Below are 20,190 nucleotides of genomic sequence, written 5' to 3' on the forward strand. Positions count from 1 at the left end.
GAATCTCCTATCCTAAGATCACGTTTAATGCGACACGCTCTCAATAGGAACATCGCGACTATGGCTCAACGTTCTGTAAACAAAAAACTATATCAATCTCTTTTGGCAGTAGCTGCCAGTTTTCTTATCGCAAATGCAAGCTATGCACATGAAAGCTCTGAGGGGAATGCAATTGAAGGAAAATTGCACACTCACCATCATGGCAATGATGGCCACACAACGGAACACGAACACCACCACGGTGCTGATGGTCACATGAACGAACACGAGCACCATCATGGCGACGATGGACACGCAAATGAACATCAACACCACCATGGTGACGACGGGCATGCCGATGAATACGAACATCACCATAGCACGTCAAGCCATGTTGAGGACGAAGCGCACCATCATCAAGACCATGCTCACAACAATGAGCATACGCATCATCATGGCGTAGATGATGGTCATGCCTCAGAGCACGAACATCATCACGGCGACGATGGGCATAATAACGAACACGAACATCACCACGGTGATGACGGACACGCTGACGAGCATGAGCACCATCATGGTAACGATGGTCACCAAAATGAACATGAGCATCATCATGAAGATGCTTTAGTAGAAGATGATCACCATCACCACGAAAAATAGATGGAAATTAACCTACCATGTGCCTGTATTTTCCATCGATGCCCAAGGCTCTACTGGGGACAACGCATCCCCCGCCTGCAGGATTTCGATTGAGATGCCATCAGGGGATTTTACAAAGGCCATGTGACCGTCGCGGGGCGGGCGCAAAATAGTCACGCCATTGTCTTGCAGCTTTTGGCAAGTGTCGTAAATGTTTTCTACCCGGTAAGCTAAGTGACCAAAGGCGCGCCCGTTGCCATATTCCTCTTCGTTGTCCCAGTTATAGGTCAGCTCAATTAAAGGCGCTTTACGTGCCTTGGCATGTTCGATGTCGTCTGGTGCGCATAAAAACACCAGCGTAAAACGGCCCTTTTCATTCTCATAGCGATTAAATTCTTTCAAACCGAGTAAGTCACAAAAAAAGTGACAAGCTTTATCGAGGTCCTTTACGCGTAGCATGGTATGAAGGTAGTGCATGGGTTTTCCTTTTTAATATAGAGTTGTCGTTTGATAGCTTTTATTATTTACTGAGAAGGTATCAATGGGAGCTTTAACACAGCTCCACGTCGCAAACGCATTTGGTTATCTATATGTCCTACGAAGCGAGGAAGTTCATCGGTAGTAACAAAATGCATATGCACATGATTTTGCCCTGCGGTGGCGCGCCCTGCATATGCTTGAGTGAAAGCACCCACAGCATGAATGGCTCTGCGGTTCAGGCCACCTTTCACCTTTTGTCTTAGAAAACTGCTAAGCGGATCAGGGCTTAAGTTGCCCATCCCCCCCACAACAAACCAGTGAAGCTCTTCAACTTCAGTAAGCAATTGAAACATTGAGCCTGTTTCAGTGTCGATATTGTGCATTTGTAACTGCTTTTCTAAAAACACTTGAAACTGTTCAAAACTTACAACCGATTCTGGCACCGCAATGTCTCGCCACCTCGGAATATGCGCATAGACCAAAAAGTCAAACTGCTGCTCACCGGCATCGACATGCTGTTTTTGCGTCGCATATTGGAATTCTTCAAAACCAGAGCTATAAACTTGACTATCAATTACTACGATTTCTTTGTTTAAACCTTTAGGCATGCCTAGACCGTACAAGTGTTTTTTCGTTGTCAGCGCAGACGAAGCAATTTCCTTATTCAAGTTATTCGTAGCGATATATCGGAGATCGTTGTGCACATTAATCACCTTATGCTCATCAGCTATGGCGATGCGGTGCAATAGGCTTAAGGCCAGAAGCAAAAAGCTTGTGGAGATAAGTTGTTTACTCATTATTTGGTACCTGAGTTTTTGCTGCCTAAGCTGAGGCTCGCAATCACATGCTGCGCTATCAAATGTGACGATGCAGGGTTTTGCCCAGTGATCAAGCTTCCGTCTTGCACAACAAAAGGAGTAAAGTCGTCACCGTACTCATACTTAGCTCCCATTCGAATCAGTGCATCTTGCAGCAAAAAGGGAACCTGCTCAGTAAGGCCAGCGGCATCTTCCTCAGTATTGGTAAAACCGGCAACACGCTTGCCTTTCACCACATATGCACCCGTAGAGTCTTTTACCCCAACTAGAGCAGCTGGTCCATGACAAACGGCAGCAACAATGCGCTGTTCGTCTAGGGCAACTGAAATCGCGTCTGCTAAAATAGGGTGGTTTGGAAAATCCCACATGGCGCCATGGCCGCCAGGAAAAAACAGCGCCTCGTATTCGGCAAAGTTCACTCCCTCAATTGACACACTTGTTTTAATTTTCGTCATGGCGTGTTCGTCTTCAATGAAACGCTCAACGGCATCAACGTTTTCATCCTTGTTATTGCGACTTCTAGGATCAATTGGGATTGCGCCACCAGCGATCGATACAATATCCACCTGATAGCCGGCATCTACAAACTCATAATAGGGTACCGCCAACTCTTCAAACCAAATTCCAGTCGCTTCGGTCTCTGGCGATGAAAGCGAACCCATGCTGGCATGTGATGTGGCAATAATAATAATTTTTCCGATACTCATATTTGTCCCCTCATTAAAAAGTGGATAGTTTGCTTGCATATCATCGATAAATAAATTAAACATATTTCATTGTTGTGATAATTATTTTTATGGCCGTCATATGCATATTGAACATCTACGCACCTTTATCAGCGTATATAGGTTGGGAACAATGAGACAAGCGGCACAAACACTTGGCATGACTCAACCAACCGTTACCCAGCACATTCAAAGTTTAGAGAGCCACTTAGGATATCCTCTCTTTAGTCGAACGAAAAAAGGCGTTAACTCACTGCCGGCTGCTGATGATTTGGCAGCGTCGGTTTCGACTCATCTTGACGCTTTGAGCAATGCGGTTGAACAGCGACGCGGCTTAAGTAAAACCTTAAGTGGCGTTGTACGCATTGCCATGCCTGGAGAATTTGCAGATTATTGCAGCTCAGTTACCTGTGCTTTGTCGCTTAGGGGGATAAGGCCCCATTTGCAACTGGGAGGAAGGGCAAGGTTGTATCAAATGTTGCTCGATAATGAGATTGACTTGGCCATTACTGCCTCCAGCCCAGACGATCCTAAACTTGACTTTGTAAAGCTTGGGAAAGAACAACTCATGTTAATCGCACACCCAAGCATTAAGCATCCAAATGAAAAGGAGTTTGATACACAAAGAGTGCTGAAGTATCCCTTAATTGCCTACGATGCAGACTTAGCGCTTGTGGCTAATTTTATGGCACAATTTGCTTCCCAAATTGTTCTACCGGAAGCACAGATTTTTTGCCCCGATCTACGAACCATAATCAAAATGTGTGCACAAACGCCATCTTGGAGCGTAGTCCCTTTCCACATAGCAGAGCATCACTTAAATAAACGCAGTGTTGTGAGCCTAAGTGGAGACCGTTTAAACAATGACTTTTTCTTAGTGTGGCAGCGCAAATCCCTGCGTTCTCAACGCATCGCTTTTGCAAAGCGATATTTAGAGGAGCATGTGAGTCACTTACTTAGTCCGAAAATGATAAAATAGCGCAGCATATTAATGCTGCGCTTTTCATTAAGCCTTACTGAATTAGCCACATTCTGGCTTTTCTACCGGGCAAGTAAAACTTATGCCACTTACTTCTGATATTTTGTACGTTGCTGCTTAAGGTGTCTTTATAGTTGCGATACCACCATAAGTTTTCAGCATTTGTATTCACCCAAACGTCTTGACCTGAGCTGCATTTGTTAATGCCAACAATGCCAACATGCTCTCTATTGAACAGGATTATGCAGTTGTTGTGCTTGATCACGTTCTGTGAGCGACCTTGCGTTGCATTATGAAAACGCAGCATGCCCTTAATATCATTGTTGTTATACAAATCATTCCAGCGATTATCACCACTCTCGTTATGATCAGAATACACCAAGGGCGTGCCACCATCGCGACCAAAGATATAAGCGTTAGCGAGGCGCTCATCTGTGGCGTTAAGAATTTGATAGCGGAATCCAGCATTTAAAGGAATATCATGCGTTACGCTAAAGGTAATAGCCTTGCTGCCAGACAGCGCTTGACCGTAGGCACCCGGGTTGACCAACTGACTCATAGAGCCACCATAGCCCAAAGCACTGCGAATTTGCGAAAACAGCGGAAAATCATAGGCTGAGTGCCCGGTGGAATTTAAATACGGCGCAAGAAAATTATCATACTCAGCAGTACCTGCACCGCCGGTGGTAATAATCTCTCCAAATATGTGCATACCGCTTTTAATAGAGTTGGTGAACACCCGATTGATATGATAATTCGTCATATGCTTTGCGGCGTCTATCCTAAAGCCTTTTACACCCCAATCTTTAAGTTTTTGCAGGTATGCCCGCTGCTGACCTAACACGTAGTTATTTGGGTCGAGGTCGGGAAGACCCGCATCACCATTGCCGCCGCATAAGCGCCAATACTGAACATCACCTGGGTTGCTGTAGTTAGAGATACAGCCTGGCGGGTGAAAATCATTTGCCGACAAAAAGTTATAGTTAAGATTGCCAAAGAGCTTATTGCGGTTTGCCTCTGTCCAATTTGCGCGATATTCGTTTAAAACATCTGTGCCAGGATAATTGAGGTCTGAGCGCTTCCAAGACTCATTAGCCATGTGATTAAAAACAATATCGGCATAAACGTCTACGCCGCGAGAACGAAGCGCCTGAATCATAGCTCTAAAGTCTTGTGTGTCGCCAAGTGGATTATCAATAACTCGATAATCTTGGGGCTGATAGCGAGCCCACCATTCATTGCCAGACGACTTATAGGCAGGTGAGACAAGCACTTTTTTATAACCTAAATTGGCGATTTCTTGCGCTTTATTGGCGACCTCGCTGTAACGCCAATTAAAGGCATGTAGGATGGCTTCTGCACTAGCTGTGTGCGCCACAATGTATAAGATAACCGCGACAATCCATTTGCCATATCCTTTAAGCATTGTTGTGTTAGTTTTCATGATAATGCTCCAAAGTTGTATGTGTAGTAGTAGGCGAATCTGGAAAAATACCGCTCTCAGTTGCTTTAATTTATTGCTCTGAGATTAGCGACAGCGATTTAGGCCAGCACCTCTTTTTATTCATACACGCATTAACATATAATTAACAACTTGTGCATACGTATTCATCTAAATAAATGTCTCAACACAACAATTTAAACAGGATAGTAGCTATCAATTAGCACTTGCTCGTGGAACTTGAGTTCAGTATCTGGAGCATCACGAAACCCGCTTTACAGCGCTGCTGTCGTGTTTTAAAAAGTAATTAACTTTAGTTTTATGTATATTGTTCAATATACATAAAATATGTGCTGACCTTATTCGGGTTTAGCGTAGCAGGATTCCTGGCTTGGTGGCTGTCGCTGGCTTAGAGAATGCGCGCAACATGCTGTTTGTAATAACGGTTTTAGCATCGTATATTTCCGTTAAATTTACTATCAACGAGGTAGAGCAAAGAACCAGACAGCAAGTCCTTAGTGAAAAAGAAACTTAATACTCATGGAATTTTCAGTCATTCTATGATCTGAAAATAAAAAATTAAAGCATCCAAACATTTCAAATATTCCGACTTAGTGTCGGATAATAGGCTTTTGCTTATAAAAAAACAGAGGATTAATGAGTGAAGAGAGATAATTCAACAACAGAAAGACTGTTTAAAACTGCGGGAATTTGTGAAGGTATGAATGTTCTTGAACTTGGGTGCGGTCCTGGTGAGGTCTCGGAACTTTTATGTGATATTGTTGGCTCTTCTGGTAGTGTCCTAGCCATTGATCGCAGTAAAGAAATGTTATCGTTAGCTCAACAATATATTGAAAAAGCAGGGAAACAAAATATTCAATTTTCCCAAGCTGATTTGACTGACGCTCCCGAGTTCCTTAAAGACGTTGAGCTTTCCTCATTTGATGCAGTGGTAGGTCGCCGAGTGTTAATGTATCTCCCCAGTCCTGATAAAGTACTTGCAGAACTATTGCCTTGGTTGCGGGAAGACGGTTTAGTTGTTTTTGAAGAAAGTGATTCTACTATTTGCCCAGGAGTGGTTACAGCCATGCCCGCTCACCAACGAGGCGCTTCTATGCTCGATACAATGCTTCACAAAGAAGGAGTTGATCAGTCTATGGGATTTCATCTGCCATCTACTTTTTCTAGGGCTGGGCTAAAATTCGATGCAATATGGGCAGAGGCAGTCATTGATGGTCAGGGTGACCAATACACTCTCGGCGAATTACTGCAATTGCTTAAACCAAGGCTAGAGTCATCGAACGTTGCAACCGCTTCTGAAATTACCAAGTTGATAACTCAAATTGAAGTTGAAAAGCATCCCGAAAATGTATTCGTGAGTGCACTACGTTTCTGCGCTAAAGGTAGAAAAGAAAAAATTGAGAATGGAATTAACGACAAGTAGCAGTTTTTTGTATTTTTGCGTTTTTTCAAAAGTAGTGCCTGGCTTACAAATCGTGAGATTGGGAGTATTGTGCAATACTATGAGAGGATCGTGATAGGGTCTAAGGAGCAACTTTGCTAAGCTTTCATAAAATAATTGTGGAGGCTAGTTATGGTTCAGAAAGTTTGGTTTATTACAGGTGCATCGCGAGGGCTAGGGCTAGATATGGCTCGTGCTGCCTTACGTCATGGAGATAAGGTAGTGGCGACCGCAAGAAATGCGAAGGGCTTGGTCGAACGCTTTGGTGAACATAAAGACTTAGTTGCCCTTGATATGGATGTTACTAATCAACAAGGTATTACTAATGCAGTGACCGAAGCGGTGAAGCATTTTGAACGGATTGATGTGCTAGTAAACAACGCTGGTTACGGTCAAATGGGGCGATTCGAGACAGTCAGTTCTCGAGCTATTGAGCGTCAATTTGCGGTTAATGTGTTTGGTGTGATGGATGTTACGCGCGAGGTTTTACCGCTAATGCGTAAACAAAAGTCAGGACATATTTTTAATGTCTCTTCTATCGGCGGAGCACGCGGTTACGCCGGTTCATCGGTATATTGTGCAAGTAAGTTTACGTTGGAAGGATGGTCTGAGGGCCTGGCAGACGAGCTGGAATCATTCGGAATCAAGGTTACTATCGTTGAGCCTGGATTCTTTCGGACTGATTTTCTTGACGCTAGTTCAGTAAGCTACGGCGATATTGACATTCCAGTCTATGCAGACAGCAATGCCGAACACAAATCGATGTTTGACGAGATTAGTCACGCTCAAGCGGGAGATCCCGCCAAGCTTGGTGATGCTCTTGTCACTCTCACCCGAGAAGAAAATCCCCCAATGCGATTCGCTGCCGGTTCGGATGCGCTGGAATTTATTGGAAGTGATTTCGCGCGACGCCTATTGGAACTCGCTCAGTGGTCTAAATTAACTTGCTCAACAGACATCAGTCAATGAAAAATTTTATAAACTTTATTACAAGCACATTTTTATTTACTCCGATTACGGCTTTTGCGCTAAATGTTAGCGCGGAAGATGCTTCAGTGAAATTAAACAGCAGCTTGTGGAGATGGCGTTCCAAGAATGGGCTGATGGCACTGGCGACCCATTTTCGCTTCTATCAAACGATATGGCGTGGACGATAATTGGTTCGACACGAACGGCTGGTACCTACAACCTCGATGAGTTTAAAGCACTAGTAGAGCCTTTTAATCAGATTATCGCTCAACCCTTGCGCCCGACAAAATGGAAAACATTTGCTGATGCTGATACCGTGGTAATACACTTCACTGCACAAACACCATTGAAGACGGGCGAGCTTTATACTAACGAATACGCTTGGTTTTTTAAGTTCCGGCAAAGTAAGGTAGTGAACGTTCGGGCTTTCCTAGATTTACCTAAGTTTGAGCGAGCCTTAGATGGAGAAAAACTTTAAGGCGCTGTATTACACACAGTTATAGTTATTTGCTTACTATTTAAATTGAATATAGATAGATGAATAAAGAAAAGGCATCGGCTCTCAAGCAAACCAAAGTTGAAATCGATACAAGTCACATTGTTTCGACAACACTTCAGCACATGGTTAGCCCAGATCAGTACGAAACGATCATTCCAAGGTTAAATCTGTTCTATTCACTAAACCCGACAGATCCGGTTCCAGCATTTTATAGGCCATCGTTTTGTGTGATTGTCCAAGGTGCAAAAAGTGTTCATGTTGGCGCGAATCAAATTCGCTATGGGGCAGGTCAATATTTGATTGCTGGCTTCGACGTGCCGGTGATTGGGGCAGTAACACGGGCGAGTAAAGAAATACCTTATATCTGTGTGCAACTTATGTTTGATCGTGATGTGTTACTAAAAATGCGTCATGAAATGCCACCGGCTAAGCCGCTTGTATCAGTGGGTATAGCAAATACGTCGCCGGGCTTATTGTCCGCAGTGGCACGGCTGGTTTGTTTACTCAATGAGCCAAAGCATATTCAGCACCTCGCACCACTTTACGAGCAAGAAATTTTGTATTGGGTATTGCACGGACCGTATGGAGCGCAGCTTAGAAAATTTGTGGTAAACGATAACCGTACTGAGCCGGTTGAGCGAGCCATAGATTTTCTAAGCGACAGCTATGCTGAACCTTTTGATCTTGCTGCGTTACTCAATATCACCGCTCGTAGTCGATCTTCTCTTTACCGAGATTTTAAAGATGCCACTGGCGTCAGTCCTTTACAATTTAGAACCAGGCTGCGCTTACAAGAAGCACGACGACTGATGATTTCGGATAACCTTAACGCAGCGGATGCGGGGTATGCAGTTGGTTACGATAGTCCTTCTCAACTGAGTCGAGAATACAGAAAACTCTACGGTTGTCCGCCGATCGAGGATATATCAAAGCTGAAGGATGGAAGGTCGGCTCTCCAAGCAGAACTTAGTCGTAAGGACGCGGAGTAACTTGATAATAAATGATGAGTTTTATTGGTTTTTAAACCGATTACTTTTCGCTATCTCTATTGCTTGGAGCATCTTGAGCACGCAACCATGGAACATACTCTTTTTCAAAGCCTCAACCGAACCCTTTTTTAAGCTGTTGATAAAGTCTTTGTGACTTGCTAACCGCCTTCCTCTGGCCATGTTGCTAAACTCTTTTTAACGCAGATAATATTAGCTAAGTTTAATTTTTCTTAAGTTAGAACTTTGTTCTGACTTCCCAACTCACACCGCCTGCCCTGCCACATATCCGCTCGACCATGCCCACTGGAAGTTATACCCGCCTAACCATCCGGTTACGTCTAGCACTTCGCCTATAAAATAAAGACCGGGCTGCGATTTGCATTCCATTGTTTTTGACGACACGTAGTCGGTATCAACCCCGCCGAGCGTCACTTCTGCGGTGCGATAACCCTCTGTGCCGTTTGGTTTGAGCTGCCACTGCATAAAGGCTTGAGCCGCTTGTGCGAGTTGCTTACCTTGATATTGCTTAAGGGGTTTGTTTTCTACATTCAAATAGGGCAGTGCGCTTTGTACAAACCGCTTTGGGTAGACTTTTGCCAGCGCGGTCGACAGCTGTGCGTCGGGCGATTGCTGTTGCTCTTTGCTCAGTACCTCATATAAATCGCCATTGGGATATAAATTAAAGTCAACCGCTTGACCCGGCTCCCAATAGCTAGAAATTTGCAAGACCGCTGGCCCGCTTAATCCTCTGTGGGTAAACAATATGTTTTCGTTAAACTGGGTATTGTTGCATCCGGCTGATGCATCTACCGAAATCCCGCTGAGCTCGCCAAGCACGCTTTTATCGTGTTCATGCAGGGTAAAGGGCACCAGTGCGGCGCGCGTAGGTATAATAGGAATGTTAAATTGTTCAGCCACTTTGTAACCAAAGGGCGTTGCACCAAGTTTTGGCATGCTCAGTCCGCCGGTAGCGATGACTAGTGAGGGAGCGATATATTCACCCTTGGCGCTTTGTACGTAATACAAACCATCTTCAAAACGAATGTCGCCCACTTCACAGCGATTGCTCACCACTACATTGGCCTGTTTGCATTCTTGCATCAGCATATCAACAATGTCTTTTGCGGTGTCGTTACAAAAAAGCTGCCCCAAGGTTTTTTCATGGTAGGCAATTGAGTATTGCTCTACTAAGGCAATAAAATCCCACTGGGTATAACGACTTAATGCCGACTTGCAAAAATGCGGGTTTTGCGAAATAAAGTTCTCTGGCGACGCATACATATTTGTGAAATTACAGCGCCCGCCTCCCGACATGAGTATTTTTCCGCCAAGGCGCTTGGCATGATCTAGCACCTCGACTTTACGTCCGCGTTTGCCGGCTTCAGCGGCACAAAAAAGACCCGCAGCGCCTGCACCAATAACTACCACATCACGATGCTGACTCATATTGTTTCCTGCTTGTGCTGCGAGTCACCCTGCGGCGCATCTTCATGTGGTAACGCTTCATCATGACTTCGTTTAAATCGCTGAAACAACCAACCGATGCCCACTAAAGACAACCCTAAGCCAATAAATGATAAGGCTCTGAATAAACCTTCTAAGTTAGACATATCAATTAAGAATGCCTTTAGCACCACCAGCGCAAGGATAGAAAATCCCAAGCGATTAAGGCTGTTGCGCATCAAATACTGCGCCAGCACAATGACCGCAATTGCGATAACCAGCCATAAAATAGAATAAGTATATAGCTCTGCCTGTTGCACACTTGCTGCAAACAATGAAAGTTCCGCGTTATACACTAATCGCACCACGCCATTGATATACATAAAGAGCATGGCGCTAGCAATGATAGATGCTGGCTTGACAAAGTCTTTATGAAAAAGCTGCCATTTAAGTCCTGCACCTAGCGTTAAGGCAGGTATCAGCCAAAGAGGAATTAAGTAGTTAAGCCATGGGCTCGTGCCGGTTGGCTGCGCGCTTATAAATGGCGAATTGAAAACAGACACATCGATATGTATCAAACCGGCGCCAAACATCAGCAAAACAGCGAAAATGCTGTAGAGCAATTTGCTTGATACGCCTTTTGCGTGCTCCGGTGCATCGAGTGCTTTAGCACGCCACAAGTAAACAGAGGCCAAAATTAACCAGTTCATTGACAACAACACCGATTGTTCAAAGCTAAGGGCGCCAAAATCTGGGTACCCGCCGGTTAGTAAATAGCTTGTTTCAGTGGTAACAAAAAGCGCAGCTAAGTGCAGTAAGGCTCCGCCCAACCAGATACGCGTGCTAGGCTCTGTAATATGTCGACGCGCAAACCACAAAACCGCAAAAACTAATGGATAAATGACCATTGACCAATGTATGCCTAACAAACGCTCGTCTGCATATTCAGGTAGCCAAGGCGCGAAACTTAAGCGCGCCAACACCACTAACATCGCTGCTTTATACAACCAGTGCGGCAAGGTGAGCAGATACTTTCTGCTCAGTACCGCCATTAAGCAAATTTGTATGGCAATTGCGAGTGTGAGCACACTAGCCGACAGCAACATGGTAAAGGTTAGCGTGAGCGCACCATTTGCTAGCAGCAAATATGCAAGCTTGTTAAAGTCGCGTGAGGCTTTGAGCGCGAAATAGGCGAACACCAGACCAATAATACCAAGTTCAAGCGCAAACAGTGGATAAAGCAAGCTAGCAGCGTCGGCATTACTTAAGGCATAACTAAGACTCATAATGCCAAGAGGTCCCACTACGAGCAAAAGAGCAAACGCCGGACGCTCTGGGCGAAGTCTCATCATCAAAAAAGCGTAAACAAGCCCAATGAGCGCGGCAATCTGAGCAAGCAAATAGCCGCCGGTGAATACAAATACATTGTCGCTGTAATCGTAGTTTTGCGGCATCAACAAATACATAAAAACCGTAAAACCTAGCGCTAAAAACGGCCATGTATCAAAAGCACTGTGCCTAATTGGGGCTGCGAGCATGAGCGCAGAAAACACAATGAGCGTCCACAAATAGGAGGGATAAAAAGCACTGTCGTAATAATAGGCTAAGGCGTATAGAATAAGGCCTGCAATGGGGAGCAAAATGCCCAAATGCTCTTTGCGCGGCATGAGCATCTGTTTTACCGACAGCGCGGCGTCAAAGCGTTCGCTTAAATTCCAGCCTAAAATAGGTAGCAGCACAAACAAATACACCGACAGCAAAGCAAACGCGGTAAGCACGCCAAGATTTTGATAGCCTTGGGTATCGAGTTCATACATCAGCGCAGATTCACTCGACACATAAATCGCTATCACAAACCAAGCCATATGCCCCAACAGGCCGAGATACCAAAGCCACGCGCGTTGTACAATCTGATGAATCCATATCGCTGAAAATGACACCGCACTTACGTAAATAAGCAGTATCAAAACATTGTTCGAGCCGGTGGATATTAACGCGGGCACCGCATAAGCACCTATTACCCCAATGGCAGCCAAAATTGGCCCCAAACGCAGTGACAGCCATGCCGCAGATAACGAGATGATAGCCAGCAAAGCAAAGGCAACAATAGGTGAGAGATATGCATAAAAATCAAAGGCCACCAGCACCATGGAAAAACACGTAATGACCCCTCCACTTGCAAGTGCTGCGCTTATTACCGGTGTATTAATGTTAAAACGCTTGGGAAAACGGTAAAGATATTCTGCTGCACCCACCAAGAGTAATCCAAAGCTTGCACCTAATATAATGCGCAGCTGCGGCGGAAACAGCCCTGCTTCAATACTGTATTTAGCTAGGAACACACCGCCCAGCGCAAGAACGATTGCACCCAACCAAAGTAAACCATTTCCCATCAAAAATTTTTCTAGCTGAAAACCTTTTGACACAGATTTATCGCTTACTGGTGCAGATGTTGATGTCTTGGATGTAGATGTCCTGGATGTAGACGTCTTGGATGTAACTGCCGCTGATGCTGAATTAACAGGCTCATTCGAACTAGCTGGAGTAGCGCTTGGTAATACAGGAGTAGGTTCGGTTTGAGGTAACACTGCATCACTATTTGCAAGGGCTTGGGCTTGCTCACCTACTGATGTCTCGTCGTCATTTTGGTCTGCAGTTTTGCTCACACTTGGGGGAATTGTTTCTGGTGTTGTGCCCGCTACTTTCTTTTCAAGCTCAACTATTTGCGCCTGGTGTTTGAGCAATAATGCCTTGAAAGCCTCTAGCTGGCGTCTTAGCTCACTAATTTTGCCAATATGCACAAAGCTTAATATTGAGCCACCAAACAGCGCCAACACAATCAATATGCCAAATAATACCCATGCTTCCATGTAATTTACGCCCTGACCTGCATCTTATGTCGAGATTATCGCACAAGTGCGGTAAATTCTTTATTAGTTTGAACCGTAGAACAGGTAGAGCATGTCAAATAGTTTGCAAAAGTCGGTGATTAAAAGTCACGTAGCGGTGGCACAAAATGCATCCGGTCGAAGTTTAAACGTGCCGATTTACCGCATAAGCGATGAATTACCTGGCCCAACAGTTTACATTCAAAGCTCCATTCACGGCGCTGAGGTGCAGGGTAATGTGGTGATTTACCATCTCATTCAGGCGCTTAAAACGCATCAAATCCATGGTGACATTATCTTAGTACCTAATTGCAATCCGGTTGGTACCAATATAAAAGCTGGCGAGTATACTTTGGGACGATTTGATCCTGTTAATGGAACAAATTGGAATCGGGGTTATTTTTATGACGAAACGCTCGTTAACAGCTTTGTCAGCAGTGTAGATGCTCAAGACACAACAAGCATCATTAAGCAGAAGTTTCGCCAACAACTTAAACAGAGCATTGCCAACAAACTTAACCAGCCTTGGGGCCTTGGCTTGGCTCAGCAGCTCAATCTAACCCTTCAGCACATCGCGATTGACGCCGACATTGTGCTTGATTTGCACAATGGGCCGGTGTCTACTCGTCACGCCTATATTCCTGAATATGCGTATGCCGCGGCAAAACAGTTTTCCATTCCTCATTGTATTTTTATACCTAATAAATTTGCGGGCGCACTCGACGAAGCGACTTTCTGCCCATGGTGGAGCTTACAAGATGCGCTTAAAGAAACAACAGGAAGATCCCACGACTTCGGTGTTGAGGCTTTTACTCTAGAGATGGGCAGTCAAGAAGTAATAGATTTTGATGAAGGGCAAAAAGATGCTGAGAGCATTTTGGGATATTTGGCGTGCAAAGGCGTTTTGCGCTATGAAGACTTTAGGCCTTCTGATATGGAGCGAGTGGGCGTAAAGCTTGAAGATTATAAAACGCTGTATACCGATTTCGGTGGTATGGTCGAGTATTGCGTAGCACCGGGTGAACGCGTTAACAAAGGCAGCGTAATGGCACGCGTTCTCAATATTGACGAACTCGACAATCCAGACGCCGTTCATGAAGTGCTAGCACCCTGTAATTTGATTGTAATGCTTCACTTTCCATCTGCGTCAGTGCTCAGTGGCACACAACTGTATAAGTGCTTTACGCAATATTGGACTTTATGACTTTTTTAAAACACGGCTATACGCTTAGTGAGGTTTTTTATACTGGCTGACACTGCGGACACCAATATATCCTGCGTCCGTTTCTTTGCCCTTTTTCTATCGGGCAAGTGCATATTCGGCACGCCTCGCCCTCTCGATTAAACGCCATAAAACGCACGCTCTCATAGCTTCCCTTTGTTTTTGCTAGCTTTTTACTCAAACTATCAGGCACAGTATGTCCTCGCGTATCATAAGCGCGCCTACCTACAACTAGCGTTTGTTTTGCCAGTGCGGCGAGTTTCTCGCGACTTAACTGTTTAGGTTTAAAGTCGGGATGAACGCCAGCTGCAAATAAGATTTCGGTGCGTAAATAATTGCCAATGCCGGCAATGAAATGTTGGTCTAAATAGAGCGCGCTCAAACCCCTATTACAAAACCGCTTTGCCTCTAATTGCTTGCGCACCTCTTGCCAACGTAAATCGGCCTGCAAAATGTCCGGCCCAATTTTACTCAAAAACGGATGAGCACTTAACTCACCGCGCTGATACACTCCAATATCAGACGCACTGTATAAAATAGCGCTCTTGTCTTGAGTGTGTAAGGCTAAGCGCAAGGAGCGTTTGGTATTCGGCAACTGGCCGCGTTTGGCAGTTTTCCACACGCCATAAAGCTGATTGTGCGAATAGATGGTTTGCTGATTATCAAAATGAATCAGCATCGCTTTGCCACGCGTTTCAACTTGTTCGACTACGCGGCCTGTCAGCTGTTTAGCTGGCGCTTCAAGATGAGGCATACCCACATCAATGGCTTCAATCTGCTTCCCTTCTATTACTTTTGCGATCTTATCGGCGGCTAATCGAATCTCTGGGCCCTCTGGCATACCGTGTCCTCTTACGTAGATAGATGTTTAGTGATGGCTGCGCGAATAAAAAACCCCGCGGCCGACACAAGTCAAACAGCAGGGTTTTGCATTATTTAATTCAAGCGTTTAGCTTATCGCTAGCGCTTAAAACCTTCTATTAAAGCGCTTTTAGCAAGGTCTCTGCATCGCTTACCTCAAAACCGCCGCCCTCTTCAGCGTTAAGTACTTTCACTACGCCATCATCAACTAACATGCTGTAGCGCCTGGAACGTACACCGCCAAAAGTATCTGTATCCATGCTGAGACCAAGAGCTTTGGTGAAGCTCGCATTGCCGTCCGCTACCATGGTGATATGCTCTGCGTTTGAAGCCTTACCCCACGCGTTCATTACAAATGCGTCGTTTACCGACAAACAAATGATTTCGTCTACGCCTTTGGCTTTGATTTTATCAGCTAAGGCAACAAATCCAGGCAAGTGAGCCTCTGAACAGGTGGGCGTGAATGCGCCTGGCACAGCAAATAATGCGACTTTTTTGCCCGCAAATAAGTCTTTCGTGCTGGGGTTTTTCATATCAGAGCCATCGATGTGGCTAAGTGTTGCTTCTGGTAGTGTTGCACCTACTTCAATCATAATTATTCCTTAAGGTTGATATAAACCAAATAGTGAATGCAAAAGAGCATATATTTGCATATTCGTTTGCCGTTCATATACATGGAGGGCGAGCCGCGTAATTCAAGAGCGCAGCTTAGTTTAGTATGTATACGTCAAATCGATGCTTTTTCGATCTTATTGCCATGGTAGCCGTCCGATTTTGCTGATTTGCCAGCTCTGGAGCACTATTGGGACGCTTTACAACTATACGTTTAGCATCTGTTTTGAGTGCATTAGTAAGTAATTGCTCACTGTCGCTGTCAGGACCGAGCAACATCTGAAATGCCTGCATTTCTTTTTTCACGAGCGCCGACTTTTTCTTGTGCGGAAACATCGGGTCAAGATATACCACATCGATGTTTTGCGGCGCGCTGCTGTTGATGGCTTCACACAAAAAATCAGTAGCATCTTGCTTGTGCAGTTGCAGCGATTGGGCAAAGGCGTCATCTGCATCTTCTAGGCGCAGTAAGGCATCTTCAAGCAATGCCGCAATCACGGGGCTACGCTCAAGCATGGTTACCTTAGCGCCCACGCTAGCCATTACAAAACTATCGGTGCCCATTCCTGCTGTGCAATCAACGACATTCAGGCTTTGTTTGCCCTTAATGCCAATCGCTTTAGCAATAGCCTCGTTTTTCCCCCCGCCATGTTGCTTGCGATATTGCAGTGCTGCCGACGCGAAATCTACGCGAATATCCGACCATGAGGGTTCACTACTGAGCCGAAGCGCTAGCCCATTTTGGGTATACACTAACTGCCATTGAGCCTGATTAAACTGTTTAGGCGGCTTATTGGGCTTAATTTCATGCACGCTGAAACCGGTCTTAGCGCTTAATGCATGCGCTCGCTCATGGGCAAGTAATGAGCCCGTATCTTCAATTAAAATAACAGTATGAGTCATGTGTGGTGAATACTTAGCATCTAGGGCGCGCGGTTTTATACATTATGACTTTAACGGGCGCAAAACTTACAAAAAGGTCTCGGCGTCTTGTTCATCCTTTGCCGCGAGTTCGATATTGCTCAGCGTCACTCGCGCAATTTGGGTAAGCGCATCTTCTGTAAAAAAGCCCTGATGCCCTGTAATCATCACGTTCGGAAAGCTCTGTAAACGTTGAAACACATCGTCATCAATTATCTCGTTAGAGCGGTTTTTGAAAAACAAATCTTCTTCCATCTCATAAACATCTAGGCCCAAATATCCAATTTTTTTGCTCTTTATGCCGCTAATAACCGCTTTGGTGTCAATCAATTTTCCGCGAGAGGTATTAATAATCATCACGCCGTCTTTCATGCTGCTAATGCTTTGTTCATTAATCATGTGCTCTGTACTTTCATTCAGCGGGCAGTGCAGAGTGATGATGTCAGATTGCGCCATTAGCGTGGGTAAATCGGTATAGGTCACCGCTTTGTCTTTAAGCTCGCTGGCCTCAAATATATCGTAACAAAGCACCTCGCAGCCAAAGCCGAGCAGAATATCAATCACCGCTCTTCCTATCTTACCCGTACCTAACACGCCGACGGTACGCTGATACATGTTAAAACCAAGCAGTCCATTTAGGTCAAAGTTATCGTCGCGCACTCGGTTATATGCTTTATGAAGCTTGCGATTTAGCGACAACATTAACGCCACAGCGTGTTCAGCAACAGCCTCTGGCGAGTAGGCAGGCACTCTAGATAAGCTCATACCCTGCGATTTGGCGTAATCAATATCAACATTGTTGTACCCTGCGCAGCGAAGCGCAATATGCCTAATATTCATGTCGATAAGTAAATCGATGACGGCTTTATCGACTGTGTCATTGACGAATACGCATACCGCATGTGCACCTTTTGCTAATACTGCGGTGTGTTCATTGAGCTTCGCATCATGAAAATCGAGCGCTATGCCATCAGGGCAATGGCTTGTAAAAAAAGTCTTGTCATAATCTTGGGTACTAAACATGGTGACTTTCATGTGCTTCTCTCCTCACGCTCTCTAAAATGACTTGTTTATCGCTTGTGCGCACACTTTAACCGCTTATGCATTGCTATAATCGTCCCGGTAAGGAAGCCAGCGCTGTATTAATTGCAGAGCATTACTTTGATGGTTGCGCCATACATACTCTGCCATCGTTTTAATTTCATCCACTAAATATGCGTCTCTTACCAAATCTGCAATTTTAAGGTCGGCTACGCCCGTTTGCTTTGTACCTAGTAGCTCACCTGGGCCACGTATTTCTAGGTCTTTTTCAGCTATGTAAAAACCGTCGTTAGATTCACGCAATACGCCCAGTCGCTTAGTTGCAGTTTTAGATAGCGGGCTGGAATACATTAGCACGCAGTGACTTTCAACTGAACCTCTTCCCACCCGACCACGCAGCTGATGCAGTTGCGCAAGGCCAAGTCGCTCTGGATTTTCAATGATCATCAAACTGGCATTGGGTACGTCTACGCCAACTTCTATAACGGTGGTGGCAACCAAAAGATCTAAGTCTCCAGCTTTAAACTCATCCATGATCGATTGCTTCTCTTGCGCCTTCAATCGACCGTGAACAAGGCCTACTTTTAACTGCGGCAGAGCCGTGCGAAGCCCCACTGCGGTGTCTTCTGCCGCCTGACACTGCAGCACTTCCGACTCCTCAATTAGCGTACACACCCAATATATTTGGCGTTTATCTTCTAATGCCGACTGGCGCACGCGCTCAATAATATCGCTTCTGCGAGAATCAGGCAGCACGGCAGTTTTCACCGGCGTGCGACCCGGCGGCAGTTCGTCGATTATGCTGGTATCTAAATCTGCGTATGCCGTCATCGCAAGGGTGCGCGGAATGGGGGTGGCAGTCATAATAAGTTGATGGGGATATTTACCCTGCATTTCGCCTTTTTTGCGAAGGGCTAATCGTTGATGCACACCAAAACGATGCTGCTCATCTACAATGACCAAGGCTAGGTTATGATAATGCACCGCATCTTGAAAAATCGCATGGGTTCCCACCAATACCTGAATCTCTCCTGAGGCTAAAGCTTCTAGCGTCTCACTCCTTGCCTTGCCCTTGAGCTTACCGGCTAGCCAGCCAACTTTTATGCCGAGCGGCGTAAACCAGTCGCTGAAGTTTTTCGCATGTTGCTCCGCTAATAATTCGGTGGGCGCCATTAATGCAACTTGATAGCCGGCGCCTACCACCGATAGTGCGCCAAGCGCCGCGACGAGAGTTTTGCCCGAGCCAACATCCCCTTGCACAAGACGCATCATCGGCTGACCCGAGCGCAAGTTAGTTTCAATTTCTGTCACCACGCGGCTTTGAGCACCGGTTGGCGCAAACGGAAGGCTGCGCAAAAATGTTTCTTTTAAGGGGTCGTCAGGCATTACCGCAAAGCCAGGGTCTGCCTTTGCTTGACTGCGTACCTTTAGCATACTCAAATGATGCGCTAGAAGCTCTTCTACCACCAAACGCTTTTGTGCCGGATGCTTGCCTTCGCTAAGCTCATCTATCGCCACATCAGCCGGCGGTCGGTGCACTAAAAATAATGCGTCTTTTAAACTAAGCTGTTCAGGATAAAGCTGACTCGGAAGGTAGTCAGCTAACGCACCTTTAGCAAGCTGCGCGAGCGCTTGCTCGGTCAGTTTACGTAAAGTCAGCTGGTTGACGCCTTCGGTGGTAGGATAAACGGGCGTAAGGGTCTCTTCCATACCGGCTTTGCTGTCACCCTCAATGATCTTATATTCCGGATGCGCCATTTCCATGCCAGCAGCACCAGGGCGCACTTCACCAAATGCGCGAATGGTATTGCCCGTGGCAAATCCCTTCAATTGCGCTGCAGAAAAGTGAAAGAATCGCAAACTAATGCTACCGGTACCGTCATTGAGTTTTACAATGAGCATGCGTTTGCGACCATATTTAATGTCGGCGCTAATGACCTCTCCTTGTACTGAAACGTGCAGGTAGCCATGCAGCTCGGCGACGCTGTATAAGCGAGTGCGGTCCTCGTATCGAAGAGGCAAATGAAAAATGACATCTTGCAGCGTTCGCAGCCCAAGTTTCTCAAGCTTTTCGGCAACTTTGGCGCCCACCCCTTTGAGGGTAGTCACCGGCGTATCGGTAAGTGACTGCATGCAATAAAAAGCTTGTTAAACAAAGGTATGCACAAGATTATCAAACTATCTTGCGGTATACACCTGTTCTCTCGATAAGAACTGAATAA

At 45.4% G+C, this 20,190-nt stretch carries 18 protein-coding genes; 7 read left to right on the forward strand and 11 right to left on the reverse strand.

The features are described from left to right. The first annotated feature begins 60 nt into the window (after nt 1-60). The gene (locus ACFO4O_RS13435) at nt 61-639 is read left to right on the forward strand and encodes a hypothetical protein (RefSeq protein WP_382409356.1); all 579 of its coding nucleotides are present in this window, start codon (nt 61-63) and stop codon (nt 637-639) included. 12 nt (nt 640-651) lie between these two features. Here the strand turns inward: ACFO4O_RS13435 and ACFO4O_RS13440 are convergent, their stop codons facing one another. The 3 genes from ACFO4O_RS13440 to ACFO4O_RS13450 are packed head-to-tail and all read right to left on the reverse strand — an operon-like array spanning nt 652 to nt 2,623. Beyond that, nucleotides 652-1,095 carry a VOC family protein gene (locus tag ACFO4O_RS13440; protein WP_382409358.1) on the reverse strand — a complete coding sequence of 148 codons (444 nt, stop codon included), beginning with the start codon at nt 1,093-1,095 and terminating at the stop codon, nt 652-654. Between the two features lie 47 nt (nt 1,096-1,142). Then, nucleotides 1,143-1,895 carry an acetolactate decarboxylase gene (locus ACFO4O_RS13445; protein WP_382409360.1) on the reverse strand — a complete coding sequence of 251 codons (753 nt, stop codon included), beginning with the start codon at nt 1,893-1,895 and terminating at the stop codon, nt 1,143-1,145. Further along, nucleotides 1,895-2,623, reverse strand: coding sequence for a type 1 glutamine amidotransferase domain-containing protein (locus ACFO4O_RS13450; protein WP_382409362.1), 729 nt, complete (start codon nt 2,621-2,623; stop codon nt 1,895-1,897). The genes ACFO4O_RS13445 and ACFO4O_RS13450 overlap by 1 nt, the downstream gene beginning before the upstream one ends. Nucleotides 2,624-2,723: 100 nt before the next feature. Here ACFO4O_RS13450 and ACFO4O_RS13455 point away from each other — a divergent pair, with 100 nt between their 5' ends. Further along, nucleotides 2,724-3,620 (forward strand): LysR family transcriptional regulator, encoded by an 897-nt coding sequence (locus ACFO4O_RS13455; protein WP_382409364.1) that lies wholly within the window; start codon nt 2,724-2,726, stop codon nt 3,618-3,620. 34 nt (nt 3,621-3,654) lie between these two features. On the opposite strand, the gene ACFO4O_RS13460 is transcribed toward ACFO4O_RS13455, so the two are convergent. After that, nucleotides 3,655-5,064 carry an alpha-amylase family protein gene (locus ACFO4O_RS13460; RefSeq protein WP_382409366.1) on the reverse strand — a complete coding sequence of 470 codons (1,410 nt, stop codon included), beginning with the start codon at nt 5,062-5,064 and terminating at the stop codon, nt 3,655-3,657. 658 nt (nt 5,065-5,722) lie between these two features. Between ACFO4O_RS13460 and ACFO4O_RS13465 the strand changes: the two genes are divergently transcribed. The 4 genes from ACFO4O_RS13465 (at nt 5,723) to ACFO4O_RS13480 (ending at nt 8,980) form a co-directional block, all read left to right on the forward strand. Continuing rightward, the gene (locus ACFO4O_RS13465) at nt 5,723-6,505 is read left to right on the forward strand and encodes a class I SAM-dependent methyltransferase (RefSeq protein WP_382409368.1); all 783 of its coding nucleotides are present in this window, start codon (nt 5,723-5,725) and stop codon (nt 6,503-6,505) included. 150 nt (nt 6,506-6,655) lie between these two features. After that, on the forward strand, nt 6,656-7,492 hold the full coding sequence (locus tag ACFO4O_RS13470) for an SDR family NAD(P)-dependent oxidoreductase (RefSeq protein WP_382409370.1): 837 nt from the start codon (nt 6,656-6,658) through the stop codon (nt 7,490-7,492). A 112-nt stretch (nt 7,493-7,604) separates the two neighbouring features. Beyond that, the gene (locus ACFO4O_RS13475; RefSeq protein ID WP_382409372.1) at nt 7,605-7,970 is read left to right on the forward strand and encodes a nuclear transport factor 2 family protein; all 366 of its coding nucleotides are present in this window, start codon (nt 7,605-7,607) and stop codon (nt 7,968-7,970) included. A gap of 59 nt (nt 7,971-8,029) precedes the next feature. Next, nucleotides 8,030-8,980, forward strand: coding sequence for an AraC family transcriptional regulator (locus ACFO4O_RS13480; RefSeq protein WP_382409374.1), 951 nt, complete (start codon nt 8,030-8,032; stop codon nt 8,978-8,980). Between the two features lie 261 nt (nt 8,981-9,241). On the opposite strand, the gene ACFO4O_RS13485 is transcribed toward ACFO4O_RS13480, so the two are convergent. Beyond that, nucleotides 9,242-10,426: a BaiN/RdsA family NAD(P)/FAD-dependent oxidoreductase gene (locus ACFO4O_RS13485; protein ID WP_382409376.1), complete on the reverse strand. Its 1,185-nt coding sequence runs from the start codon at nt 10,424-10,426 to the stop codon at nt 9,242-9,244. Next, a complete protein-coding gene (locus tag ACFO4O_RS13490) occupies nt 10,423-13,293 on the reverse strand; it encodes a DUF2339 domain-containing protein (RefSeq protein WP_382409378.1) in 2,871 nt (956 codons plus the stop codon). Before ACFO4O_RS13490 ends, ACFO4O_RS13485 begins: the two co-directional genes overlap by 4 nt. Before the next feature lie 91 nt (nt 13,294-13,384). On the opposite strand from ACFO4O_RS13490, the gene ACFO4O_RS13495 reads away from it, so the two are divergent. Further along, entirely contained in the window at nt 13,385-14,515 is a 1,131-nt protein-coding gene (locus tag ACFO4O_RS13495) for a M14 family metallopeptidase (RefSeq protein ID WP_382409380.1), read from the forward strand. A gap of 37 nt (nt 14,516-14,552) precedes the next feature. On the opposite strand, the gene nei is transcribed toward ACFO4O_RS13495, so the two are convergent. The 5 genes from nei to recG form a co-directional block, all read right to left on the reverse strand. Then, nucleotides 14,553-15,374, reverse strand: coding sequence for an endonuclease VIII (gene nei / locus ACFO4O_RS13500; protein ID WP_382409382.1), 822 nt, complete (start codon nt 15,372-15,374; stop codon nt 14,553-14,555). Nucleotides 15,375-15,513: 139 nt separating this feature from the next. Continuing rightward, a complete protein-coding gene (locus ACFO4O_RS13505; RefSeq protein ID WP_382409383.1) occupies nt 15,514-15,987 on the reverse strand; it encodes a peroxiredoxin in 474 nt (157 codons plus the stop codon). A 115-nt stretch (nt 15,988-16,102) separates the two neighbouring features. Then, nucleotides 16,103-16,909, reverse strand: coding sequence for a class I SAM-dependent methyltransferase (locus ACFO4O_RS13510; protein WP_382409384.1), 807 nt, complete (start codon nt 16,907-16,909; stop codon nt 16,103-16,105). A gap of 66 nt (nt 16,910-16,975) precedes the next feature. After that, entirely contained in the window at nt 16,976-17,962 is a 987-nt protein-coding gene (locus tag ACFO4O_RS13515) for a 2-hydroxyacid dehydrogenase (protein ID WP_382409385.1), read from the reverse strand. A 63-nt stretch (nt 17,963-18,025) separates the two neighbouring features. After that, nucleotides 18,026-20,101 (reverse strand): ATP-dependent DNA helicase RecG, encoded by a 2,076-nt coding sequence (recG, locus tag ACFO4O_RS13520; RefSeq protein WP_382409386.1) that lies wholly within the window; start codon nt 20,099-20,101, stop codon nt 18,026-18,028. Nucleotides 20,102-20,190: the final 89 nt, after the last annotated feature.

Origin of the sequence: Glaciecola siphonariae, assembly GCF_042652645.1 — a bacterium.
Lineage (GTDB): Bacteria > Pseudomonadota > Gammaproteobacteria > Enterobacterales > Alteromonadaceae > Glaciecola > Glaciecola siphonariae.

Excerpts from the sequence above, each read along its gene's own strand:
- ACFO4O_RS13435 (WP_382409356.1), top strand. The coding sequence starts at position 61 with ATGGCTCAACGTTCTGTAAACAAAAAACTATATCAATCTCTTTTGGCA.
- ACFO4O_RS13440 (WP_382409358.1), bottom strand. The coding sequence starts at position 1,095 with ATGCACTACCTTCATACCATGCTACGCGTAAAGGACCTCGATAAAGCT.
- ACFO4O_RS13445 (WP_382409360.1), bottom strand. The coding sequence starts at position 1,895 with ATGAGTAAACAACTTATCTCCACAAGCTTTTTGCTTCTGGCCTTAAGC.
- ACFO4O_RS13450 (WP_382409362.1), bottom strand. The coding sequence starts at position 2,623 with ATGAGTATCGGAAAAATTATTATTATTGCCACATCACATGCCAGCATG.
- ACFO4O_RS13455 (WP_382409364.1), top strand. The coding sequence starts at position 2,724 with ATGCATATTGAACATCTACGCACCTTTATCAGCGTATATAGGTTGGGA.
- ACFO4O_RS13460 (WP_382409366.1), bottom strand. The coding sequence starts at position 5,064 with ATGAAAACTAACACAACAATGCTTAAAGGATATGGCAAATGGATTGTC.
- ACFO4O_RS13470 (WP_382409370.1), top strand. The coding sequence starts at position 6,656 with ATGGTTCAGAAAGTTTGGTTTATTACAGGTGCATCGCGAGGGCTAGGG.
- ACFO4O_RS13475 (WP_382409372.1), top strand. The coding sequence starts at position 7,605 with ATGGCGTTCCAAGAATGGGCTGATGGCACTGGCGACCCATTTTCGCTT.
- ACFO4O_RS13480 (WP_382409374.1), top strand. The coding sequence starts at position 8,030 with ATGAATAAAGAAAAGGCATCGGCTCTCAAGCAAACCAAAGTTGAAATC.
- ACFO4O_RS13485 (WP_382409376.1), bottom strand. The coding sequence starts at position 10,426 with ATGAGTCAGCATCGTGATGTGGTAGTTATTGGTGCAGGCGCTGCGGGT.
- ACFO4O_RS13490 (WP_382409378.1), bottom strand. The coding sequence starts at position 13,293 with ATGGAAGCATGGGTATTATTTGGCATATTGATTGTGTTGGCGCTGTTT.
- ACFO4O_RS13495 (WP_382409380.1), top strand. The coding sequence starts at position 13,385 with ATGTCAAATAGTTTGCAAAAGTCGGTGATTAAAAGTCACGTAGCGGTG.
- nei (WP_382409382.1), bottom strand. The coding sequence starts at position 15,374 with ATGCCAGAGGGCCCAGAGATTCGATTAGCCGCCGATAAGATCGCAAAA.
- ACFO4O_RS13505 (WP_382409383.1), bottom strand. The coding sequence starts at position 15,987 with ATGATTGAAGTAGGTGCAACACTACCAGAAGCAACACTTAGCCACATC.
- ACFO4O_RS13510 (WP_382409384.1), bottom strand. The coding sequence starts at position 16,909 with ATGACTCATACTGTTATTTTAATTGAAGATACGGGCTCATTACTTGCC.
- ACFO4O_RS13515 (WP_382409385.1), bottom strand. The coding sequence starts at position 17,962 with ATGAAAGTCACCATGTTTAGTACCCAAGATTATGACAAGACTTTTTTT.
- recG (WP_382409386.1), bottom strand. The coding sequence starts at position 20,101 with ATGCAGTCACTTACCGATACGCCGGTGACTACCCTCAAAGGGGTGGGC.